The organism is Bradyrhizobium sp. SOJA106 (assembly GCF_059448745.1).
The window spans coordinates 6,891,778-6,911,395 of the sequence record NZ_CM182549.1; the positions used below are offsets into that span (position 1 = coordinate 6,891,778).

Below are 19,618 nucleotides of genomic sequence, written 5' to 3' on the forward strand. Positions count from 1 at the left end.
CCGGAACTAGCGAAGGCCCTTCGATACGGTCGAGGCCATTTCATCCGAGGCCTGGATGACCTTCGCATTCATCTCGTAGGCGCGCTGCGCCGAGATCAATTCGGTGATCTCCTTCACCGGATCGACATTCGAGGCTTCGAGATATTGCTGGTTGATCTTGCCGTAGCCGGAATCGCCAGGCAGACCGACGACGGGCGTGCCTGACGCCGTCGTCTCACGGTAGAGATTGCTACCGAGCGGCTCGAGGCCCGCCTCGTTGGCGAAATTGGCGAGGTTGAGCTGGCCGATCTGGCGCGGGTTGATTTCCGTGTCGAGCTTGGCAAACACCTGTCCGGTCTGGTTGACCGTGACCTGGACCGTTCCCTGCGGCACCGTGATCGCAGGATCCAGCAGGTAGCCGTCGATGGTGACGAGCTGGCCGTTGGCATTGGTGTTGAACGAGCCAGCGCGAGTGTATTGCACCTCGTTGTTGGGACCGAGCACCTGAAACCAGCCGCGACCGTTGATGGCGAGGTCATAGGGGTTTCCGGTCTGCGTCAGCGCGCCCTGGATGTGCAGCTTGCGGATCGCCGCCGACTTGACGCCGAGGCCGAGATTGGCACCTTCGGGGATCGGCGAGGAGCCATTGACGTTCGCGACTCCCTGCATGCGGTCCATCTGGTAGAACAGGTCGGTGAATTCGGCGCGCGCCCGCTTGTACGAGGTCGAGTTGATGTTGGCGATGTTGTTCGCGATGACTTCGATGTTGGTCTGCTGGGCATTCATGCCCGTAGCCGCAATGGCGAGCGATTTCACTTACGTCACTCCCTCAGATCAAATCGACATCCGCACGACTTCTTGGTAAGCCTGCACGACCTTGTCGCGGACCGCGACCGCCGTCTGCATGGCCTGCTCGGCCGACATCAGCGCCTCGACGACCTTCCGCGTCGACTCCTTGCCCTGCATCGCCGAGATCGACGCCGCCTCGCCCGCCTTCAGCGTGCCGATCGCGTCCGTCGTCACCTGCTTCATCACCGACTCGAAGCCGAGATCGTCGCCCGACTGGACCGCGGTCGGCGCCGCCGACGCGATGGCCTGTGTCTCGGTCGCGCGGGACGCGGCCTGCCCGGCGGAGACCGCTGTGGATGAAATCGCCTCAAGCATTGTCAGCTCCTCAGAAGGTCGATGGTCATGCCGAGCATCGAGCGCACCTGCTTCACGACCTGGAGATTGGCTTCATACGACCGGTTGACCTCCCGCATGTCGGCCATCTCGATCATCATGTTGACGTTCGGCAGCTTGACGTAGCCGGCCTTGTCGGCGGCGGGATGCCCCGGATCGTACTCGACGCGATAAGGCGTGGTGTCGACCCCGATCTCCTTGATCTTCGCAAGCTGGGCGCCGGAGGCGCGGTCCATCGCGGCATCGAAGGTGATGGTCTTGCGCTGATACGGATCGGCGCCGGCGGTGCGGCCCGTCGAGGTGGCGTTGGCGAGGTTTTCCGAGACGATGCGCATGCGCGTCGACTGCGCTTCGAGCCCGGAGCTCGCGACCGTCAGAGAGGCACTCAGTGCGTCCAGCATGTCAATTCACCTCAGGTCTTTGCGCTCGACAGCAGCATGCGGTGGAACGAGCGCACGACGGCCGCGTTCATCGAGTAGTCGCGATTGACGTCGTTGCCCTTGATCATCTCCTGCTCGAGGCTGACGGAGTTGCCGGAGTGGACTACTTCCCAGCTGTCCTTCTTGGCCGTCGCGCGCGTGTCGGTCTCGGCCGCAGACAGCTGCAGGTGCGACGGCGATGTCGTCGCAAGCCGGACCGGCATGGTGTCGAGCACCTTGTTGAAGGGCTCGACGTCGCGCGCCTTGAAGCCCGGCGTGTTGGCATTGGCGACGTTGGTCGCGATGGTCTGCTGGCGGAGTTCGAGGTAACGCGCCTGCGACGATGCGAGTTCGAAGAGATAAAGCGGTCCCACGACAGCCCCGTTCTGGTCCATTCGGGAGAACCCTAGGGCGTTAAGCTTTCGTCAAGCTGTTGCGCGAAGCGCCATCCTCGGAAATCTACTGGACCTTCTCGGGCCGCGGCGCCTGTTTCGACTGGAGGAAGTAGATGATCTCGGCGACAGGCCGGAAGAATTCGGCCGGAATCACCTGGTCGACCTGCACCGCCTCGTAGAGCGCGCGCGCCAGCGCCTTGTTCTCGATGACCGGAATCCGGTTCTGCTCAGCGACTTCGCGGATCTTGAGCGCGATCACGTCCATGCCCTTGGCCACGACCAGCGGCGCCGCGTTCTCCTCCCGCTTGTAGCGCAGCGCGATCGCAAAATGCGTCGGGTTCGCGATCACGAGCGTCGCGCGCGCCGCCGAGGCGATCATCCGCTGCCGCGAGCGGTCGCGCGCGAGCGAGCGCAGGCGCGCCTTGATCAGCGGATCGCCCTCCGCCTGCTTGTGCTCGTCCTTGATCTCCTGCTTGGTCATGCGCAGCTCGCGCCGCCAATGAAAGCGCGCCCAGGCGAGATCGGTCGCGACGAGGACGATGGTGGCGATGCAGATCGCCGAGACGATCCGCATCGCAATGCTGAGGATCATCTCCGGCAGCGCGACCGGATCGGTGTACATCGCCTCGAACGCCTTGGCTTCGGACGAGCGCAGCACGAAGGCGACGACGGCGGTCACCGAGGCGAGCTTGAACAGCGACTTGCCGAATTCCACGAAGCCCTGCGTCCCGAACAACCGGTTCCAGCCGGTGAGTGGAGAAATTCGCGAAAGGTCCGGCATGATGCGCTGGAGCACCAGGTTAGGCGCATTCTGTAGCAGCGAGGCCGCCAGCCCGAACACGGCGAGAATGACGAGCAACGGCGTCAGAAACCGCAGCGCTTCGAGGCCCAAGACGGTGAGCAGGTGCTGCGCATCCGCCGCCGTGCTGAGCGGGAATCCGTCGGGGTCGTCGAGAAGTCCCTTCAGGGTCAGCGTCAACTGCTGCACGCCCCGACCGATCAGGAATGTCAGGATCACCATCAGCGCGGCCATCGAGGCGAAGATGGACGCCTCCCGAGAGACCGGAATGTTGCCCTGTTCGAGCGCATCGCGGACTTTCTTCTCGGTCGGCTCTTCTGTCTTGCTGTCCTGATCGGATGTTTCTGCCATGCCCGTTCAGCGGTCAGCGGAAGACCAGCTCATCCTCCTGGTCGGGGTTGAGCTCGATCTCGCCCTTCTCCGCAAGGTCGAGCGCGAGGTCGGTGATGACGCGGCGCGCCTCCAGCACGTCGCGCTGGTTCGACGGCTCGCCTATCGCAAGTTCGCTCTCGACGACACGGCGAACGCGCGAGGCAACCGCGGACAAGATGGTTTCGCGGAAATGCTTGTCGGTGCCCTTCAGTGCGACGACGATGCGGTCGGTCGGCACCTGATCGAAGATCATGGTGCGCGCCTTCGGGGCCAGATTGACGACGTCGTCGAAGGTGAACAGCAGCTCCTTCAGCACTTCCGCAGACTTCGGCCGCTTCTCCGACAGGCTCTTCAGCATGTCCTCGATGTGGCCGCGCTCCATCTTGTTGATGATGTCGGCGACGCGGGCGTAGGTATCCGCGCCGAGGTTGCGGGCGAAATTCAGCGTCAGATCCTCGTGCAGCGTCTTCTCGAGGACCTTCATCGCGTCGTCGACGATAGGCTTCAGGCTGAGCACGCGCCGCATCAGCTCGTTGCGCAGGCTTGAGGGCAGCTGGCTCATCACCTTGGCGGCGCAGGACGGCTTGACCTTGGACAGGATCAGCGCCGCGGTCTGCGGATGCTCCTTGGAGAGGTAGGTTGCCAGCGAATTTTCCGAGACCGACGAGACGCGGTCCCATACCGAGCGGCTCGAATTGCCGAGCAGGTCCGACATGATCGCCGTGACCTGGTCGGCCGGAAGCACGTCGCCGAGCACGGCCTCGAGCCCCCCGAGCGTGCCGAGGATGTTGGCCCCCATCGAGAACTGCTGGGCGAACTCCTCGACGATCGCCTCGAGCTCCTGGGCGGTGATCGGCCGCAACTCCGCCGCGGCCTTGGTGACGATGCGAATATCCTGCGGCTCGAACTGCGCGAGCACGCTCGCGGCCGCCTGGCGGCCCATGGCCAACAGGAGCGCCGCGACCTTTTCCGTTCCACCCAGCGCGGCAACGCCTCGCTGCTTGACGGGAGCGACCTGTGCCGCCATGGTCAGGTATCACCCTGCCCCAGCGGACCGACGATTTCCGTGAGCGAGACGCCGAAGCGGGAGTTGTCCTCTTCGACGACGACCACCTCGCCGCGGGCGACGATGCGGCCGTTGACCACGACGTCGACGGGCTCGCCGACGCGGTGGTCGAGCGGGACCACCGCGCCGCGGCCGAGCTTCATCAGATTCGCGACCGGAATGGTCGCCGAGCCGAGCACCACCTGCATGGTGACGGGAATCCGCAGGATGGCATCGACGTTGGCGAACTTGCCCGTCTCCTCCGCCGTGCGCGCGGCAATCTCGGCCAGCCGCTCCAGCGGAGACGCCTCGGTCTCTTCCGATGCAGATGCAGATTCATAGTCGAAGGATTGCGCCATGTCGTATCGCCTCTTGGTAGTTCCGCCCCCGGAGCGCCACGACGATCCGGCCGTATGTGTTCAGACTGCTTCGGCCTCAATGCTTGTTCACGTCGGCGCCGCCTGCGGCGGACGCGAGCCCGCTCCTCGCATCGAGTGCCGCGATCGCCTCGTGAGCCTGATCGATCTTTGTGCTCAGCACGTTGGCGAGCCGTCCGAGGTTCGCGGTGGAATCGTGCGCAGCGGTGATGACGGCGTCGAAGGCGCCCGCCGTCTCGTGGACGATGGTCGAGAACTCGCCCTGGTAGCTGCGCAAGCGCGCCAGCTCGCGGTGCATCCGGGTCACCCGCATGCTGGTGAAGGCGAGCGCAATCAAGAGCACGGCATCAACGAGATAGGATATCATCGACGAACTCCCGTTTCTGGTCGACGGGATCAGCCACCTGCATGGCGTAATAGCCATCGAGCTGGCCGATCTGACACCAGAACAGCACCTGGTTGTTGCTTTCGAGGCGGGCCAGCGTGCGCGGCGTGGCTTCGAGCTCGAGCACCTGGCCGACGTGGAACTTCACGACATCGCCGAGAGTTATCATCTTCTCGTCGAGCACCGCGCTCAGCGTCACCTCGGTGCGGTGGACCTCGCTTTCCATCTGTTCGCGCCAGCGCGGATCGGCCGCGCCGCCCTCGCTGACCACGACGGTCGCGAGCTTCTGCCGGAGCGGGTTGAGCGCGGAGTGCGGGACGATGAGGAACATCTGGCCGCCGCGGTAGAGCGCCTGCAGCATGATGTTCGCGCAGATCGACATGTTGCCGCTGCGTCCGATCGCCAGCGAGGCCATCGCGGTCTCGACCCGCTCGACGCGGAAGGTGACGTTGGAGGTGCCGGCGAAGGCGGATTGCAGCGCCTTGGCGAAGCGCTCGAACAGCGCCTGGACCAGGCGGATCTCGATGTTGGAGAACGAGCGCTCGACGTCGAGGGGCGGCTCGGCACCGTCGGAGCCGAACATCGCCTCGACCATCGTGAACACGAAATCGCGGTCGAGCATGATGATGACGCGGGAGTCCCACTGCTCGGCATAGAGCACCGCGGCGACCGCGTTGCCCTCATAGTCCTTGATGATGTCGCCGACGCGGTCGTTGGTGATGCCGTTGACCGAGAAGTAGCAGGGCGTTCCGGCCATCGGCTGCAGGCTGTCGGTGCACGATGCCGCCATGCGATCGAAGATCACATTGAGCATCGGCATGCGTTCGATCGAGATACCCGCCGCATCGAGCAGGTAATTCGGCAGCTGCTTCCGCTGATCGACTTCGACGTCTTCCATCGTCATGCGCGGGCCGCCTTCGGTTCAGCCTCGGTCGGAACGGCCTTGGGGCCCGCGATCGTCTCGTTCTCGACCACGTCGATCGAGGGACGCTCGTTGCTCGAGATCATCTTGCGGCCGTGCTCGACCGCGATCTGCGGCATGGCGCCGTTCATGAAGGCCAGCAACGTCTGCTTGACAATGATGTAGGGCCGGCACTTCTTCTCGCGCGTCATCTTGATCTTGATCGCGAAGGGCGAAATGATGCCGTAGGACAGGAAGATGCCGGCGAAGGTGCCGACCAGGGCCGCGCCGATGAAGCCGCCCAACAGCTTCGGCGACTGGTCGAGCGCGCCCATCGCCTTGATGACGCCGAGCACCGCGGCGACGATGCCAAGCGCCGGCATCGCCTCGGACACCGTCACCAGCGCATGATAGGGCGCCAGCTTGCCCTTCACGATGGTGTGGATCTCCTCATCCATCAGCGCCTCGATCTCGTGGGTGCGCGCGTTGCCCATGATGATGAGGCGGACATAGTCGCAGATGAACTGGAGCAGCGACGGGTCGCCGAGCACGCTCGGGAACGCCTTGAAGATCTCGGAGGACGAGGGGTCGTCGATATGGGCTTCCACCTCGTTGCGGCCCTTGCCGCGCAGCTCGCGCATCAGGGCGTGCAGCGCCCCGAGCAGGTCAAGGTAATAGCGCTGCCCCGGCACAGCGTTGGTGATGGCCTGCATGCAGGCGACCCCGCTGTCGACGACCGTCTTCCACGGATTGGCCAGAATGAAGGTGCCGACCGCCGTGCCCATGATGATCACGAACTCCCACGGCTGCATGAGCACGGCCAGATGCCCGCCCATAGCGGCAAAACCGCCGAGCAACGCCGCTACCGTGATGAAAATCCCCACGAAACTGCCCAACACGCCGCTCCATCGCCGATCCCACCGGAAATATCTAGTCGGCGACGCTTGCGCGAAGCTGGCTTGCCGCATCGCCAGCCCCGCGCAAGCAATTGACGGCAGCTTGGGACACGTCGCAATAGCGGCTAGAGGGGCGCGAGCCATGTTATCCACCATCGCGGACTACACCAGACTGACCACGGACATGAGCAAGTCGATGACGCAGGTCGCGACACAGCCTGATGTCAGCCGCGATACCGATTACTTCCTCAGCCATATCGGCAACGTGAAGACGATCGACGACTTCCTGAACGACTACCGCCTCTATTCCTACGCGATGAAGGCCTATGGCCTCAGCGACATGACCTACGCCAAGGCGTTCATGCGCAAGGTGCTGACCGAGGGGGTCTCGGACCAGGACGCTTTCGCCAACAAGCTCTCCGATACCCGCTATCGGCAGTTCGCCACCGCCTTCAATTTCGCCGCTCTCGGCGAGCAGGCGACCTCGACCACGGCGGCCACGACCGGCACGGCGACCCAATACGTCACGCAGACGCTGGAGGAGAACGCCGGCAACCAAAACGAGGCCCTGCGGCTCGCGCTCTATTTCACCCGCAAGGCCTCCACGATCACGAACGCCTACCAGATCCTCGCCGACAAGGCGCTGACCCAGGTGGTGCAGACTGCGATGGGCTGGTCGTCGACGATCAGCTCGTCCGACATCGACGCCCAGGCCAAGATGATCACGGACAAGATCGATCTCACCGACTTCCAGGACCCGACCAAGGTCACCAAATTCGTGCAGCGCTTTGCCGCGATGTGGGATGCGACCCAGGCTCAGAGTGACAATTCGACCAATCCCGCGCTGGCGCTGATCGCCGGCGCGCCGACATCGGTGAACCTCGATACCGACATGCTCACGACGCTTCAGAACATTCGCTTCAACAGGTAAATCATGCAATCGGCTCTCTATGTGGGATTGTCGGCGCAGGTCGCGCTGGAAAAGCGCCTCCAGACGATCGCCAACAACGTCGCCAACGTGAACACGGCGGCATTCCGCACCGACGTGGTGAAGTTCGAGACGGTGCTGTCCAAGGCCGGCGCGAACCCGGTCGCCTTCTCCTCGCCCGGCGACAACATCATCTCGCGCGAGCAAGGCAGCATTATCGAAAGCGGCAACCCGCTCGACGTCGCCGTGGTGGGCCAGGGCTGGATCGCCTTCGCCGGTCCGAACGGCACTGTCTACACCCGCGACGGCCGCCTCCAGATCGCGCCCAATGGCGATCTTCAGACCGTGGCCGGCTTCCCGGTCATCGACGCCGGCGGCGCGCAGATTACGCTCGACCCGAACGGCGGACCGATCGCCATCTCGCGCAGTGGCGCGATTACCCAGGACAACAACGAGATCGGCACCATTGGCCTGTTCAGCATCCCCGCCGATGCCAATCTCGAGCGCTACGGCAATTCCGGCGTCACGCCCGACCGGCCGGCGACCGCTATCGCCGATTTCTCCCGCGACGGCTTCAAGCAGGGCTATGTCGAGGGCTCCGGCGCCAATCCGATGATGGAGTTGACGAAGCTGATCGCGGCTTCGCGTGCCTTCGACGGCACCAATTCGATGATCGAGGGCACCGAGAGCTCGCTCCAGAACGCAATCCGGACTCTGGGCGAGCCGGGCAAGTAGACTTGCAAGTAGTCTGCGCCGCGTGCGCATTGAGGGTGGACGGTTTCCTTGAACGCTCTTCGGCAACTCGAGTGGGCGCTGCTGGAGCTCCAGCAGAGCACTCCCCTGGCCAGCGTCAGCGGCGCGATCTCCGAGATCGCGCCGACGCATTTCCGCGTCTCCGGCCTGTCGCGCTTCGTGCGCCTCGGTGAACTCATCGGCGTCAATTCCGGCGGCAAGCCGCAGATCGGCGAGGTGGTGCGGATCGACAGCGACGGCATCATCGCCAAGCCGTTCGACCGGCAATTTGCCGGCGGCCTCGGCTCCGTCGCCTACCGGATGCCGCCCTTGTCCTTCGCGCCCGATCCGAGCTGGAAGGGCCGCGTCATCAACGCGCTCGGCGCCCCGCTGGACGGACAGGGCCCCCTGACGCCGGGGTCGCGTGCAGTCTCGGCCGAGGCCGAGGCGCCGTCGGCCATGAAGCGCGCGCGCGTGCACAAGCCGCTGCGCACCGGCGTGCGTGTCATCGACCTGTTCGCCCCGATCTGCGCCGGCCAGCGCGTCGGCATCTTCGCCGGCTCCGGCGTCGGCAAATCGACGCTGCTTGCGATGCTCGCGCGCAGCCAGGGCTTCGACACCGTCGTGCTGGCGCTGGTGGGCGAGCGCGGCCGCGAGGTGCGCGAATTCATCGAGGACGTGCTCGGCACCAACCGCAATCGCGCCGTCACCATCGTATCGACGGGAGATGAAAGCCCGATGATGCGGCGGCTGGCGCCGAAGACGGCCATGGCGGTCGCCGAATATTTCCGCGATAGGGGCGAATCGGTGCTGCTCGTGGTCGATTCGATCACCCGTTTCGCCCACGCCGCCCGCGAGGTTGCGCTGGCCGCCGGTGAGCCCGCCGTCGCGCGCGGCTATGCACCGACGGTGTTCACCGACCTGCCGCGCCTGCTGGAGCGCGCCGGCCCCGGCGAGGAGGGATCCGGCTCGATCACCGGCATTTTCTCCGTGCTGGTCGACGGCGATGATCACAACGAGCCGATCGCCGACACCATCCGCGGCACGCTCGACGGCCACATCGTGCTCTCCAGGCACATCGCCGACCAGGCGCGCTATCCGGCCGTGGATGTGCTGGCCTCGGTCTCGCGTCTCGCCCACAACGTCTGGGACCCCGAAGAGCGCGAACTGGTGAGCAAGCTGCGCACCATGATCGCCAAATACGAGGACACGCGCGACCTCCGCCTCATGGGCGGCTATCAGTCGGGACGTGATTCGGGCCTCGACCAGGCCATCGACATGGTGCCGAGGATCTACAGCGCCATGCGGCAAGATGCCTCGGCTCCGCCGAGCGCCGACCCGTTTCGCGAACTGCGGGACATGCTGCGGGGCGACTGAAGCATTTTTCGACCCTGATCGAATCAGAACCGAAGCTCTTGTTTTGACGCGTGTTCTTCACGCGCCTGCTCGCAGCGCAGCTCTGCTCATGATCGCGACAGCCGATCATGCATGCCGCCACGCTTGCCGTGCATGTGCATGCATCGTCGGAGACATTTCCGTCGCAAGCATGTCATTCGTTCGGTCGAGATTCGCGGCCGGGTGAAGCGGATCCGGCCCGGCCCCATTTTGCGGGGTTTACGCAAACAACCGCTGCGTGTAAACCCTGCGGGTTCCATTGGACGATTCCCTGACAGATCGCACAAGTTGTGGACGGCGCGCCGAGGCGCATCGTCGCCATGCACAAGCTTCAACCAAGCTGCATCGACGACAGACAGCAAGATGCGTGCAATCAAACCATCGTATATTTGCGCGAAACTCGCTTGTTATGCTGCCTATTGCGATCACCATCATGTGTTCCGAAGCGGGAGATTGTCTTGAACTTGATATTTGCTTCGAGCGACATCCAGTCTCCTAGAGTGACTTGACTTGATTTTGTTGAGAAGCTCATTCATCGTTTCGGTGAACATAAAGAAACGTCTGCGTGTGACTTGAACTTCAGGGGCTTCGGTTGAACAACTCCGATCCATCGTCCGCCAGCGACGGCAACTCGGGCTTTCGTTCGACGACGCCACGATTGGCATATCATCGGCGACGCCGCGTCTCGCGTCGCGGCTTGCAGTGCCCGTCAGTCGAAGTCGGGTACCGAGCAGTCCGTGCTTTCGTGCGGACAACGGGCAAGGCGTGCGTGTCGGACATTGCGGGTCATACGGCTTCTCGCAAAAGATTCGCGTGCAACGGCGGAATGCGGCTCCGGGGCGCCGCAGAAGAGATTCCCGGGGCGAGGTAAATGCATGCCGTTGGCACGTGAGGCTGTCGAGCTGCTGGTCCAGGCGGCGAGAGCTTGGTATTTCGAGGGCAATCAGCACGGGTTGCGAGATCGGGAATGGATGGCGCTGCGCTTTCTCGGCCGCGCCAACAGGTTTTCGCGCACCCCATCCGCGCTCGCTGGCTTCATCGGCACCACCAGGGCGACTGCGTCGCAGATCGTGAAGACGCTGGAGGGCAAGTCCTACCTGGTGCGAAAGCCATCGCACGAGGACAAGCGGTCCGTCGTGCTTCACGTCACCGCGCAGGGCGAGAAATGCCTGAACCAGCACGACCCGATCAATCATGTGGTGAACGCGGTCACGGCGCTCGGCACCGAGGAGTGCCTCCGCTTGCGCGACTCGCTTCGCGAGATCCTCAATCATCTCGACGCGGCCCATCAGCGGCTGGACGCCAGCATCTGCCGCGACTGCATGTTCCTCGCCGAACGCAGCCCCGGCCATGCCGGCGCCGGCAAGGGACGCGCAACGGCCGAGTTCATGTGCCGGCTGTATCGCGCCCCGATCTCGCTCGAGGAGACAGAGCTGCTCTGCACCAGTTTCGAGCGTACCCGCGATCGCCCGAAGATCGAGGAGCATCTCGACCGTGCGCGCGTCGCGAGCCAGGGATAGACGCGCATGGTGTTCCGGACAACGGAGCGTGCAGCCGAGCCGTCGCTCTTCGAGGTTCGCTCCGCGCAGGTATACGCGGCAGAGCGCGCAGCTCGGGGTGACGGAGACAGATAAGCGCGCAGCCTCCACATCGGCATGGCAGCTTGAATTCTGACTCGCAGACACAGCTTCGCATCCTCGCGGCTCGATTCGCCCGAGCTTTGCTTGACCTCTCACCCCCTTTGCCAAGAGGGCACAGGGAAGGCCGCATAGGCGTTAAGTTTATTCTTGAGTGTTGGAATCACACGTGATTCCAAGGGGCATGGCAGACGAATCGCTTCTAAATGAGGACTGGACGAGAGTGGTTGCGCAGCTGGGTGGGGCTGAGCAGCTTGAGATAAGCGCGCGCCAGACGAAGGCTTTCGCGCGGCGGCGCCAAATTCCAGACGCGGTGGCGTTGCTTCGGCTGATGCTGGCCTATTGTTTAGGGGAAAGAGGATTGAGATCGACAGCTGCGTGGGCGGCTTCTGTTGGCCTTGCGGACCTCAGCAGCGTGGCGTTGTTCTATCGCCTGCGTCAATGTGGCGATTGGTTTGCAGTGCTGGTGGAGAGCTTGCTCGATGCGGCAGCGCCGAAGGCGAGCCGAGGCCGCCTGATCCGCATCGTCGATGCGACGACAGTACCTCAGGCCGGGCCGACTGCCCGCAGGAGCAGTGAGCTTTGGCGGCTTCATAGTGCATTTGATCTGCCAAGTGAGCGCTTTGGTCACTTCGAGCTAACGGATCAGCAAGAGGGCGAAACGTTTGACCGGATACCAGTAGTCAAGAACGAGATCCGCATTGCTGACCGCGCTTATCTGCAACCTGACCGCATCGCGGCTGTCCGCGCGGCTGGTGCCGACGTTCTGATCCGAGCAGGCTGGAAGAACGCGCGCTGGCTTGATGCCCAAGGCCTTCCATTCGATCTGATGGCCCAATTGCGTGCGGCAAAGGCACGCGGACTGATCGATCGGAGGATTTGGATCAAACGCAAGGACGGGACGCCTCTGGCTATGCGTCTGGTTGCGGTCAAGAAGCCCACCGGTGCGGCCGCGGCTTCGCGTCGTAAAGCTCGGCGAGACGCACGAGACGAAAACCGCATCATCTCCAAAGGGACTCTGGAAGCCGCGGATTGGGTCATTCTGGTCACGTCGCTCGCACGGGACGAGTTCTCCGCCAAGGATGTGCTTGCACTCTATCGACTGCGATGGCGGATCGAACTTGGCTTCAAGCGACTGAAAAGCCTGATTGGTCTCAAGACACCGCCTGGAACTGATCAGCGTTCGGCGAAGCCCTACCTGCTGGCTCACCTCTTGATTATCCTGCTGCTCGAGCCGCTTGTCCGCGACTTCGAGGACTCTCCCCACTGGAAGCAGGCCGCCTGACGACACCTGGCGGTTGGCGTATCTTGCAACAACTCGTTGCATCCTTGCTGCAAGCAATCATTCCACAACCAACCATCCGCCGCTTGCGCCGCAGTAAGCGAGCGCTTGGGCGGCACCTGCGCGAGCCTCCCCGAAAACGTCAATATCAATCAATGCTTGCGCTACCTTAACGCCTATGGGGAAGGCCGGGTGCCGGCGGCACCCGCGGTCCGCTGCGCGAAGAGGTAGCGCAAAAGAACCGCACAGCAGCATACAGGTGAAGCCCAACACACGGCCTTCCCTGCGCGATGGTTGGACGGCTTATGCCGCGCTCTCCCGGGAGCCGAGTTCGTTCTGGCCTCCCTCACCCTGACAGAAGTCGCCGGCAGCGCGCCGGTTGACGCGACTGCCGCATCCGCCAGGGCTTGACCGTAGCAACGACGGCCAGGACCACACGGTTTTGCCGTACGCGCGGCTCGTTGGCGCCACAGCGGCCGACGGCGTTGTGCACGTTGCCATCGACATGTTGGCGCGACGAACCTGACAGCGCCGTCCGTCCGCGCGAAGCCTTAAGGGCTCACGGAGAGCAATCCGCCCTGCCCCTGGCCACTCGCGCCCGACGCTGCCGCGTCCACCGCAAAGCCCGGCTCGCAAACATGACGACCTCATGATCGCCCCTCAAGGATGAGCCGGGATGGGCGACACATACGACAAATCCGAATTTCGATAAAGCGGAATATTTTTGCGAGGATGGGTTGACCGGCGGCGACACAGGCCGCGCTGCGTCACACGAGGAGCCAGCGGGGCGGCGCGAAGCGCCGCCCCGCTGGCCAGGAAAGCACCGGATGCATGGGCGAACCGCCTCGAATCAGGCTCATGCTCGATCGGAGCTTGGGGGCGCGGGCGCCGGACTTTCGGCACAAAAAAACACCCGGCGGTTGCCCGCCGGGTGCTTCGTCGAATTGCTTTCGACCGAACTTACCAGTTGCGCTGAGCGCGGAGCAGCAGGGTGAACGAGTCCTGATCCTTCAGCTCGTAGGTCGCGGCCGGCTTGGCGACCGGGAAGTTGTTGCCGCCAGCAATGACGCCAGCATACTTCTGATCGACGTGGGTCCAGGTGAAGTCGGCCGAGAACGTCAGGTTCTTGACCGGGGTCCAGCGGGTGATCAAGCCAACCTGACCGATGTTAAAGTCAGGGTTGCACGAGGTCACGCCCGCAACCGACGAGAAGACGCCGCCAACGCCGCAGAGGAATGCCTTGGTCCCACCACCGAACTGGGCAGCCGCGTAGGCACCGTAGATCGCGGTGTTCCAGTACGGATCCCAGTTGTGGGTGTAAGCGCCACGGACGCCCCAGGTCTTGACGCTTTCCTGCGAGCCGCCCGTGATGTACGTGGTGTCCGGAGCGATAACCGCAGCGACGCTCTGGTAGGCAATGCCCGAGCTGCCGTACATGAGGTACGAGCCGCCCGCCAGGTTCTGGAAGTTGTAGCGGGTCGCGCCGTCGGTGTACACGCCCGAAACGTTGATCACGTCACCCGCACCGGTCGGGATGTTCTTGATCGACAGAGCGAGCTGAACCGCCCAACCCCACTTGTCATCGGGATGGCCAGTCGGCTCGGTCGCGCCGTAGTAGGCAACGTGGTTGTCATGCGCAGCGACCGACGCCTGGAAGAGACCCCAGGCCTGGTCGACGCGGACCATACCGACGAGGTTCGGCGAACGCGAGCCACCGATGGCGTTGGCACCCAACGCACCAGTGGTCAAACCAGCGATAGCAGCAGCACCAGATGCAGCCGCGCTGCTAATGTTGAAGTTACCGGCCTGGTAGTAGGCCGTTGCGTCTTCTGCCGAGAACGCCGCTGTCACGCCCTGACCGAAGTCAGCGGTGTAGGTGAACTGGTTAACACCGGTGACCGTGCCGGAACCGCCGACGAGACCGTCGAAGTTGTTGCCGGGATAGTTGGTCCAGGGCGCGTCGAACTGCGACACGGCCTTACCCATGGTGAAGCCGGCGAACTGGATGAAGGCATAGTAGACGCCGAGCGAACCGCCCGAGGTGCCGCCGTCAGTCGGGTTGATCGACGAACCGACCAGAGCCGGGGTCGCACCAGCAGTGTTGAGGGCCAGCGTACCGGTGTAGGCAGTGCCGCCGAACGCAGAACCCGTGCCCTGATAACCGCCGGTGGTCCAGGAGAACGTCGCATCGAAGAAGGTGCGGACGACGCCGTACTCGGTGGCGGTGCGCGTGTCGATGTTGAGGTCTTCACGAGCGCGCATGGTGTAGTAGTTGCTCAGGCGATTGCGCCCAGCCGCAGGCGAGGTACGCTGCGAGTCATAGATGCTGTTGGTGTTCAGACCAACTTCAGCGCGCAGATAACCCCCCAGCTTGATGCAGGTGTCGGTGCCCGGGATGTAGTAAAAGCCCGCGCCGTACAACGAGCAGATCTTCACGTATTCGACCGCCTTGGCCTTCACGGGAAGATCGGCTGCGAACGCGCCGGAGACGGCCATCAGGCCGGCTGCCGAGCCGAGAAAGAGCGTCTTCGTCAACTTCATTAGTAAACCTCCAGATGTCGGTTCAGGGGGCCGGGTCCTCGCTGGAGGCCGCGTTACCCACATCAATTTCCGTTCAATTCAGGTCCGCACTGAAGGTCCGGACTGAAACGACAGTGAGGTGCCCCCCCTCCGTCGTGCTTCACATATAGTTTATAAAAACAATCGCCTCAATTCATTGATTTGATGAAGCGACAGTTCGGAAGAGAATGTTGCCGCCAAGCAACAGGGGTGCTTCGCGGCAAATTTGATACTGAAAACAAAAGAAAAAGCCCTCAGGGGGCATCCCGAGGGCTTTCTTGGAGGTCTCACATTGCTAGCTATCGACGTGGTCAAGAGCAGCAAACTTTGAGTGGGACAAGACGTAATTCAATTAATTGTTTTTTGCAAGTACAAAACGACGAAATGGTTTTCGCGGCGCGATAGGCCTTCATGCCTCCCGCACGCTATGCACGAGACACCCGCCTAATATCCCGGTACAAGATCGCGTTGCCGCCCCTGCCCTATTTCCTTTTGCCTGAGCGATTCCGGGACCACATGATTGAGAAGAGGCTCGATAGAGCGATTACGGACTTCATTTGGAATGTGGTCGAAATCCACTCTCAGCTTGATGACATCCATACCAGCTGGGCCACCCTGCTAGGCATTACCGAGCCGCAGTGGCTCATCTTGATGGCCATCACCGAACTCGACGAGGGGCGCGGCGTTGCCGGAATCGACATCGCGAACAAGCTGCGGATCCATCCGGCCTTCGTGACCAACCAGACCAAAAGCCTCGAGAAGAGCGGGTTCCTGTCGCGGCGACCGGCAGCCGACGACGCCCGTTTCGTCCTGATGTCGCTGACAGAAAAGGCGACGACGGAAATCAGCAAGCTCTCCAAGAGAAGGCTCGCCTTGAATTCGACCATGTTCAACGAGCTCGACGAGGAGACCCTGGCCGATCTGAACGCTGCGCTGGCCAAGATCGCCAAGAACGCGCGGCTTGCTGCACGATTGCTGGCCATCGACGCTTCGTGATCCGCCGACCTAGGGCACAGCACCGCCCGGCTCGTCCCGATCGTCGTCACCGGCACCCGAGCGGCCTGCACGCGATCCTGGTTCGGCTAAAGCATGATCCGGAAAAGTGCGAAGCGGTTTTCCGGAAAGATCATGCGTAAACAACAACCTAAAGCGCGATGACGATTCATCCAAATCTCATCGCGCTTTAGAGTTTAGAGATAGGTTACGGGATCCAGCTGGCCGCCAGCTCCAAGCTTGCTGTCGAGCCATTCGAAAATGAAGTCGTCCACGGCGATGAAATTCTCGATCTCGCCCAGCGGGTGAGCGATGCAGTTCGGCACCACAATCGAACAGTCGGCACCGGCCTGCTGATAGAACCTTTGGAGCTCGAGAGCGTCGCGTTCGCGCACCATCGAGCGGCTGCCGACAACCACAAGAAGCGGGCAGGATAGTCGATGCGACGGCAGCATCGAGCCTGTCGAGCTTGCGTCATGGTCGCTCTGCTCCGGTCCGGTCATCCAGCGAAACGGCGCCCGGCGCATGACCTGCGTCAGAAGGCCACCGTCGCAAACCGCGGCAGCGATCCTGCGATCCGTGAGCGCAACACGGTATGCATGCGGGGCGGCGGCGCCTTCGCCATAGATCGCGATCCGCTGTCGGTCGACATCCGGACGCGCCTCCAGATAGTCAAGGCAGCATTGCAGCACATGCTCCGGCTTGAAAGAACGTCGATGGGACGAATTGCAGGTGTCGATCAGCAGCAGCGACATGTTGCGGCCAAGCACGGCTGGCGGCAGCCGACCCATCATCGAGCTGCCGTTGATGTCCTCGTCACTGATGCAGATGACCACGGGTGCGCAAGACCCCTGACGTCCGCCCTGGACAAAGAAGCCGGCAAGCACGTCCTGACCAAAGCAATCGATCTCGACCCGATCGATCGCGAGGCGAGCGTCATCCTCGAAGTTTCTGCGGCCGGTCGCGAGATTGTCTGCGAGATCGGCGTCCGTGATATCTCCGGGGCAAGACAGGCTTCGCGCGACTTCGACCGCCGTCTGCGAGCACATCCACGCTACGCGCGCAATCCGGCCGGAACCGTCTGCGCGCGCGGATTCGGCCGCGGTCCGATAGTCTTCCGCGACCCTCAACCAGTCCACAATCCACAGCCGCCTGCGTGCTTGGCAGGCTAGTTCTGCAACGGGCAGGCTATTGAAGAATTCGGACGCGCGTTTGCGCAAGCGTACCAGGTTTCCACCGGCGCCGTCACAAGAGCCGTAAGGCCAATGATCACCGTCCATCATGATATCCGAACAGCGCCGTCAGCGGTTGCTAGACCTGCCGGCTTGGCTGCCGGCATGGCGCGCTGCACGCCTGCTCGACTCCGTCACAACGCGTCTGGTCCTGTCCGTCGAGCATGCGTCTGCTGATCGCAACGAGCCGGCCTCGCTCAAAGATTCAGGCTGGTTCAACCGTTCCCCGCTCCCTCCGACGGGATTCCCGACTCTGTCATACTCGGGGCCCCCGCGTTTTAACATTTGTTGTCGTCAATGATCGAAACGGACCCGTGATGACGATGCGGCACGTCGTATCAGCCTGGTCGCGTCATTTATGGTCTCATTCCGGCGCGCCGCCAATCACGATAACCATGAAAGATGCGACTGATTGCCGCTTCGTCAACGCGACTATCGACGGAGTGGGACGGGAATCCGCTGAAAGGTCTCCTTCCATATGGATATATCGTGAGACGATATATCCACCCACGTCCCGAGCCAGCCCGGGACGTGCAAAACATCCGATAAACTCGTTCTGAAAGAATATCATGGCGACGGCTGGGCGGAAATTGGGGCCGCCGGCCGGCCGGAGAGCTCGGCGCAGCTGGATGTGGACGTTCGCCATCCGGCCGATGGAATATCTCCAGCGCCTTGTATGCATTATCCCAGTTGCCATCCCCACGCACTTCGCCTTAGATGCCGGCAACTCGCCCGCGGACGACGGCCGGGACGGAAAAATCACGCACATTGTCGAGGGGACGGATATGGCGCGTAACGTATTGATTCTCGGGGCTTCCTACGGCTCACTCCTGGGCACGAAGCTGCTGATGGCCGGGCATAACGTCACCCTGGTCTGCCGCGCCAAGACCGCCGAGCTGATCAACCGCGACGGTACCGAAGTACGCATCAAGCTGCGCGATGAAGCCGTGCACCGGGCGATCTTCTCACGCGACCTGCCCGGCAAGCTCGACGCGGTGACCCCGCAGAATGTCGACGTCTCGCGCTACGACATGGTCGGCCTCGCGATGCAGGAGCCGCAATACACCAACCACACGGTGCGCGTGCTCATGGTCAAGATCGCCGCGGCGAAGCTGCCGTGCCTGTCGATCATGAACATGCCGCCGTTGCCCTATCTGAAGCGGATTCCGGCGCTCGCTGACATGGAGCTCGAGGAGGCCTACACCAATGCGCAGGTGTGGGAGCGCTTCGAGCCGGGCCTGGTGACGCTGTGCTCGCCCGATCCGCAAGCGTTCCGTCCGCCGGAGGAAGCCGCGAACGTGCTTCATGTCGGCCTGCCCACGAACTTCAAGGCCTCGGCCTTCGCCGACGAGAAGCACAACAAGGTGCTGCGCGAGCTCGAGGCCGACATCGACGCCGTGACGCTCGACGGCCACGACGTGCCGGTGAAGCTGAAAGTGTTCGACTCGCTGTTCGTGCCGCTGGCGAAATGGTCGATGCTGCTGACCGGCAACTACCGCTGCATCACGCCGCACGAGCCGCAATCGATCCGCGACGCCGTTCACGGCGACCTCACGCGCTCGCAGACGATCTACGACCACGTCGATGCGATCGCCCGCAAGCTCGGCGCCGATCCGCAGGACCAGGTGCCGTTCGCGAAATACGCCAAGGCCGCCGAGAGCCTGCTCAAGCCGTCGTCGGCCGCGCGCGCGGTCGCGAGCGGCGCGCCTTTCATCGAGCGCGTCGACCTCCTGGTGAAGCTGATCTCGCATCAGCTCGGCATGCCCAACGTCGAGATCGATCGCACGGTCGACACCGTGGACCAGAAGCTGAACGAGAAGATCGTGCAGGGCGGGTCTGGCGCGCAATAGCGCGCCGCTTCCGTTCCTGCCGGATAACGTCGACCTTGGCGCGGCGTGACCACGCTGCGCTCCATTCGGGCACGCTCTATCGCCTCGCATCCCGCCAGGTGCGGTGCACGAGCCACGCGCGGCGCGGCGCTTGATCCATCCTCCCGCGATCACGCAAACGTGTCGCCTCTCCACGTGCGTGCCCACGCATCGCGCATATCACAGCTGCGTGAGAGAATGCGCGCTTGCTCATCTCCATCTGGGCCGCACGGCGGTGAAAT

At 63.0% G+C, this 19,618-nt stretch carries 19 protein-coding genes; 7 read left to right on the forward strand and 12 right to left on the reverse strand.

Features of this window, described 5'->3' with window-relative positions:
- Positions 1-6: 6 nt before the first annotated feature.
- The 10 genes from flgG to motA form a co-directional block, all read right to left on the reverse strand.
- Positions 7-795, reverse strand: a complete 789-nt coding sequence (gene flgG, locus AC5V87_RS32500) for a flagellar basal-body rod protein FlgG (protein WP_027565126.1) — start codon at positions 793-795, stop codon at positions 7-9.
- An 18-nt stretch (positions 796-813) separates the two neighbouring features.
- On the reverse strand, positions 814-1,143 hold the full coding sequence (gene fliE, locus AC5V87_RS32505) for a flagellar hook-basal body complex protein FliE (protein WP_456843027.1): 330 nt from the start codon (positions 1,141-1,143) through the stop codon (positions 814-816).
- Between the two features lie 2 nt (positions 1,144-1,145).
- On the reverse strand, positions 1,146-1,562 hold the full coding sequence (flgC, locus tag AC5V87_RS32510; RefSeq protein ID WP_211405007.1) for a flagellar basal body rod protein FlgC: 417 nt from the start codon (positions 1,560-1,562) through the stop codon (positions 1,146-1,148).
- A gap of 11 nt (positions 1,563-1,573) precedes the next feature.
- Complete coding sequence (gene flgB, locus AC5V87_RS32515) at positions 1,574-1,975, reverse strand: flagellar basal body rod protein FlgB (protein WP_235543969.1); 402 nt, start codon at positions 1,973-1,975, stop codon at positions 1,574-1,576.
- Positions 1,976-2,039: 64 nt separating this feature from the next.
- Positions 2,040-3,125 (reverse strand): flagellar biosynthesis protein FlhB, encoded by a 1,086-nt coding sequence (flhB, locus tag AC5V87_RS32520; RefSeq protein WP_495368922.1) that lies wholly within the window; start codon positions 3,123-3,125, stop codon positions 2,040-2,042.
- 13 nt (positions 3,126-3,138) lie between these two features.
- Positions 3,139-4,173 carry a flagellar motor switch protein FliG gene (locus tag AC5V87_RS32525; RefSeq protein WP_456843024.1) on the reverse strand — a complete coding sequence of 345 codons (1,035 nt, stop codon included), beginning with the start codon at positions 4,171-4,173 and terminating at the stop codon, positions 3,139-3,141.
- A 2-nt stretch (positions 4,174-4,175) separates the two neighbouring features.
- Positions 4,176-4,550: a flagellar motor switch protein FliN gene (gene fliN / locus AC5V87_RS32530; protein WP_235543965.1), complete on the reverse strand. Its 375-nt coding sequence runs from the start codon at positions 4,548-4,550 to the stop codon at positions 4,176-4,178.
- Between the two features lie 76 nt (positions 4,551-4,626).
- Positions 4,627-4,935, reverse strand: a complete 309-nt coding sequence (locus tag AC5V87_RS32535) for a hypothetical protein (RefSeq protein ID WP_495368923.1) — start codon at positions 4,933-4,935, stop codon at positions 4,627-4,629.
- Positions 4,916-5,857 (reverse strand): flagellar motor switch protein FliM, encoded by a 942-nt coding sequence (locus AC5V87_RS32540; RefSeq protein ID WP_456843022.1) that lies wholly within the window; start codon positions 5,855-5,857, stop codon positions 4,916-4,918. Before AC5V87_RS32540 ends, AC5V87_RS32535 begins: the two co-directional genes overlap by 20 nt.
- Positions 5,854-6,750 (reverse strand): flagellar motor stator protein MotA, encoded by an 897-nt coding sequence (gene motA / locus AC5V87_RS32545; protein ID WP_235543962.1) that lies wholly within the window; start codon positions 6,748-6,750, stop codon positions 5,854-5,856. The genes AC5V87_RS32540 and motA overlap by 4 nt, the downstream gene beginning before the upstream one ends.
- A 142-nt stretch (positions 6,751-6,892) precedes the next feature.
- On the opposite strand from motA, the gene AC5V87_RS32550 reads away from it, so the two are divergent.
- The 5 genes from AC5V87_RS32550 to AC5V87_RS32570 all read left to right on the forward strand — a co-directional run bounded on the left by AC5V87_RS32550 (position 6,893) and on the right by AC5V87_RS32570 (position 12,727).
- A complete protein-coding gene (locus AC5V87_RS32550; RefSeq protein WP_456843020.1) occupies positions 6,893-7,681 on the forward strand; it encodes a DUF1217 domain-containing protein in 789 nt (262 codons plus the stop codon).
- Between the two features lie 3 nt (positions 7,682-7,684).
- Positions 7,685-8,413, forward strand: a complete 729-nt coding sequence (flgF, locus tag AC5V87_RS32555) for a flagellar basal-body rod protein FlgF (RefSeq protein WP_495368924.1) — start codon at positions 7,685-7,687, stop codon at positions 8,411-8,413.
- Between the two features lie 48 nt (positions 8,414-8,461).
- A complete protein-coding gene (gene fliI / locus AC5V87_RS32560) occupies positions 8,462-9,787 on the forward strand; it encodes a flagellar protein export ATPase FliI (protein ID WP_027565138.1) in 1,326 nt (441 codons plus the stop codon).
- A gap of 893 nt (positions 9,788-10,680) precedes the next feature.
- Positions 10,681-11,325, forward strand: coding sequence for a MarR family winged helix-turn-helix transcriptional regulator (locus AC5V87_RS32565; protein ID WP_495368925.1), 645 nt, complete (start codon positions 10,681-10,683; stop codon positions 11,323-11,325).
- 301 nt (positions 11,326-11,626) lie between these two features.
- The gene (locus tag AC5V87_RS32570; protein ID WP_495368536.1) at positions 11,627-12,727 is read left to right on the forward strand and encodes an IS4 family transposase; all 1,101 of its coding nucleotides are present in this window, start codon (positions 11,627-11,629) and stop codon (positions 12,725-12,727) included.
- A gap of 957 nt (positions 12,728-13,684) precedes the next feature.
- Here AC5V87_RS32570 and AC5V87_RS32575 read toward each other — a convergent pair.
- Positions 13,685-15,265 (reverse strand): porin, encoded by a 1,581-nt coding sequence (locus AC5V87_RS32575; protein ID WP_495368926.1) that lies wholly within the window; start codon positions 15,263-15,265, stop codon positions 13,685-13,687.
- Positions 15,266-15,799: 534 nt separating this feature from the next.
- Between AC5V87_RS32575 and AC5V87_RS32580 the strand changes: the two genes are divergently transcribed.
- Positions 15,800-16,279 carry a MarR family winged helix-turn-helix transcriptional regulator gene (locus AC5V87_RS32580; RefSeq protein WP_495371985.1) on the forward strand — a complete coding sequence of 160 codons (480 nt, stop codon included), beginning with the start codon at positions 15,800-15,802 and terminating at the stop codon, positions 16,277-16,279.
- Between the two features lie 194 nt (positions 16,280-16,473).
- On the opposite strand, the gene AC5V87_RS32585 is transcribed toward AC5V87_RS32580, so the two are convergent.
- Positions 16,474-17,415 carry an alpha/beta hydrolase family protein gene (locus AC5V87_RS32585; RefSeq protein ID WP_495368927.1) on the reverse strand — a complete coding sequence of 314 codons (942 nt, stop codon included), beginning with the start codon at positions 17,413-17,415 and terminating at the stop codon, positions 16,474-16,476.
- A gap of 878 nt (positions 17,416-18,293) precedes the next feature.
- On the opposite strand from AC5V87_RS32585, the gene AC5V87_RS32590 reads away from it, so the two are divergent.
- Complete coding sequence (locus AC5V87_RS32590) at positions 18,294-19,358, forward strand: ketopantoate reductase family protein (RefSeq protein ID WP_495368928.1); 1,065 nt, start codon at positions 18,294-18,296, stop codon at positions 19,356-19,358.
- Positions 19,359-19,618: the final 260 nt, after the last annotated feature.

Excerpts from the sequence above, each read along its gene's own strand:
- fliE (WP_456843027.1), bottom strand. The coding sequence starts at position 1,143 with ATGCTTGAGGCGATTTCATCCACAGCGGTCTCCGCCGGGCAGGCCGCG.
- flgC (WP_211405007.1), bottom strand. The coding sequence starts at position 1,562 with ATGCTGGACGCACTGAGTGCCTCTCTGACGGTCGCGAGCTCCGGGCTC.
- flgB (WP_235543969.1), bottom strand. The coding sequence starts at position 1,975 with ATGGACCAGAACGGGGCTGTCGTGGGACCGCTTTATCTCTTCGAACTC.
- flhB (WP_495368922.1), bottom strand. The coding sequence starts at position 3,125 with ATGGCAGAAACATCCGATCAGGACAGCAAGACAGAAGAGCCGACCGAG.
- AC5V87_RS32525 (WP_456843024.1), bottom strand. The coding sequence starts at position 4,173 with ATGGCGGCACAGGTCGCTCCCGTCAAGCAGCGAGGCGTTGCCGCGCTG.
- fliN (WP_235543965.1), bottom strand. The coding sequence starts at position 4,550 with ATGGCGCAATCCTTCGACTATGAATCTGCATCTGCATCGGAAGAGACC.
- AC5V87_RS32535 (WP_495368923.1), bottom strand. The coding sequence starts at position 4,935 with ATGATATCCTATCTCGTTGATGCCGTGCTCTTGATTGCGCTCGCCTTC.
- AC5V87_RS32540 (WP_456843022.1), bottom strand. The coding sequence starts at position 5,857 with ATGACGATGGAAGACGTCGAAGTCGATCAGCGGAAGCAGCTGCCGAAT.
- AC5V87_RS32550 (WP_456843020.1), top strand. The coding sequence starts at position 6,893 with ATGTTATCCACCATCGCGGACTACACCAGACTGACCACGGACATGAGC.
- flgF (WP_495368924.1), top strand. The coding sequence starts at position 7,685 with ATGCAATCGGCTCTCTATGTGGGATTGTCGGCGCAGGTCGCGCTGGAA.
- AC5V87_RS32565 (WP_495368925.1), top strand. The coding sequence starts at position 10,681 with ATGCCGTTGGCACGTGAGGCTGTCGAGCTGCTGGTCCAGGCGGCGAGA.
- AC5V87_RS32570 (WP_495368536.1), top strand. The coding sequence starts at position 11,627 with ATGGCAGACGAATCGCTTCTAAATGAGGACTGGACGAGAGTGGTTGCG.
- AC5V87_RS32575 (WP_495368926.1), bottom strand. The coding sequence starts at position 15,265 with ATGAAGTTGACGAAGACGCTCTTTCTCGGCTCGGCAGCCGGCCTGATG.
- AC5V87_RS32580 (WP_495371985.1), top strand. The coding sequence starts at position 15,800 with ATGATTGAGAAGAGGCTCGATAGAGCGATTACGGACTTCATTTGGAAT.
- AC5V87_RS32590 (WP_495368928.1), top strand. The coding sequence starts at position 18,294 with ATGGCGCGTAACGTATTGATTCTCGGGGCTTCCTACGGCTCACTCCTG.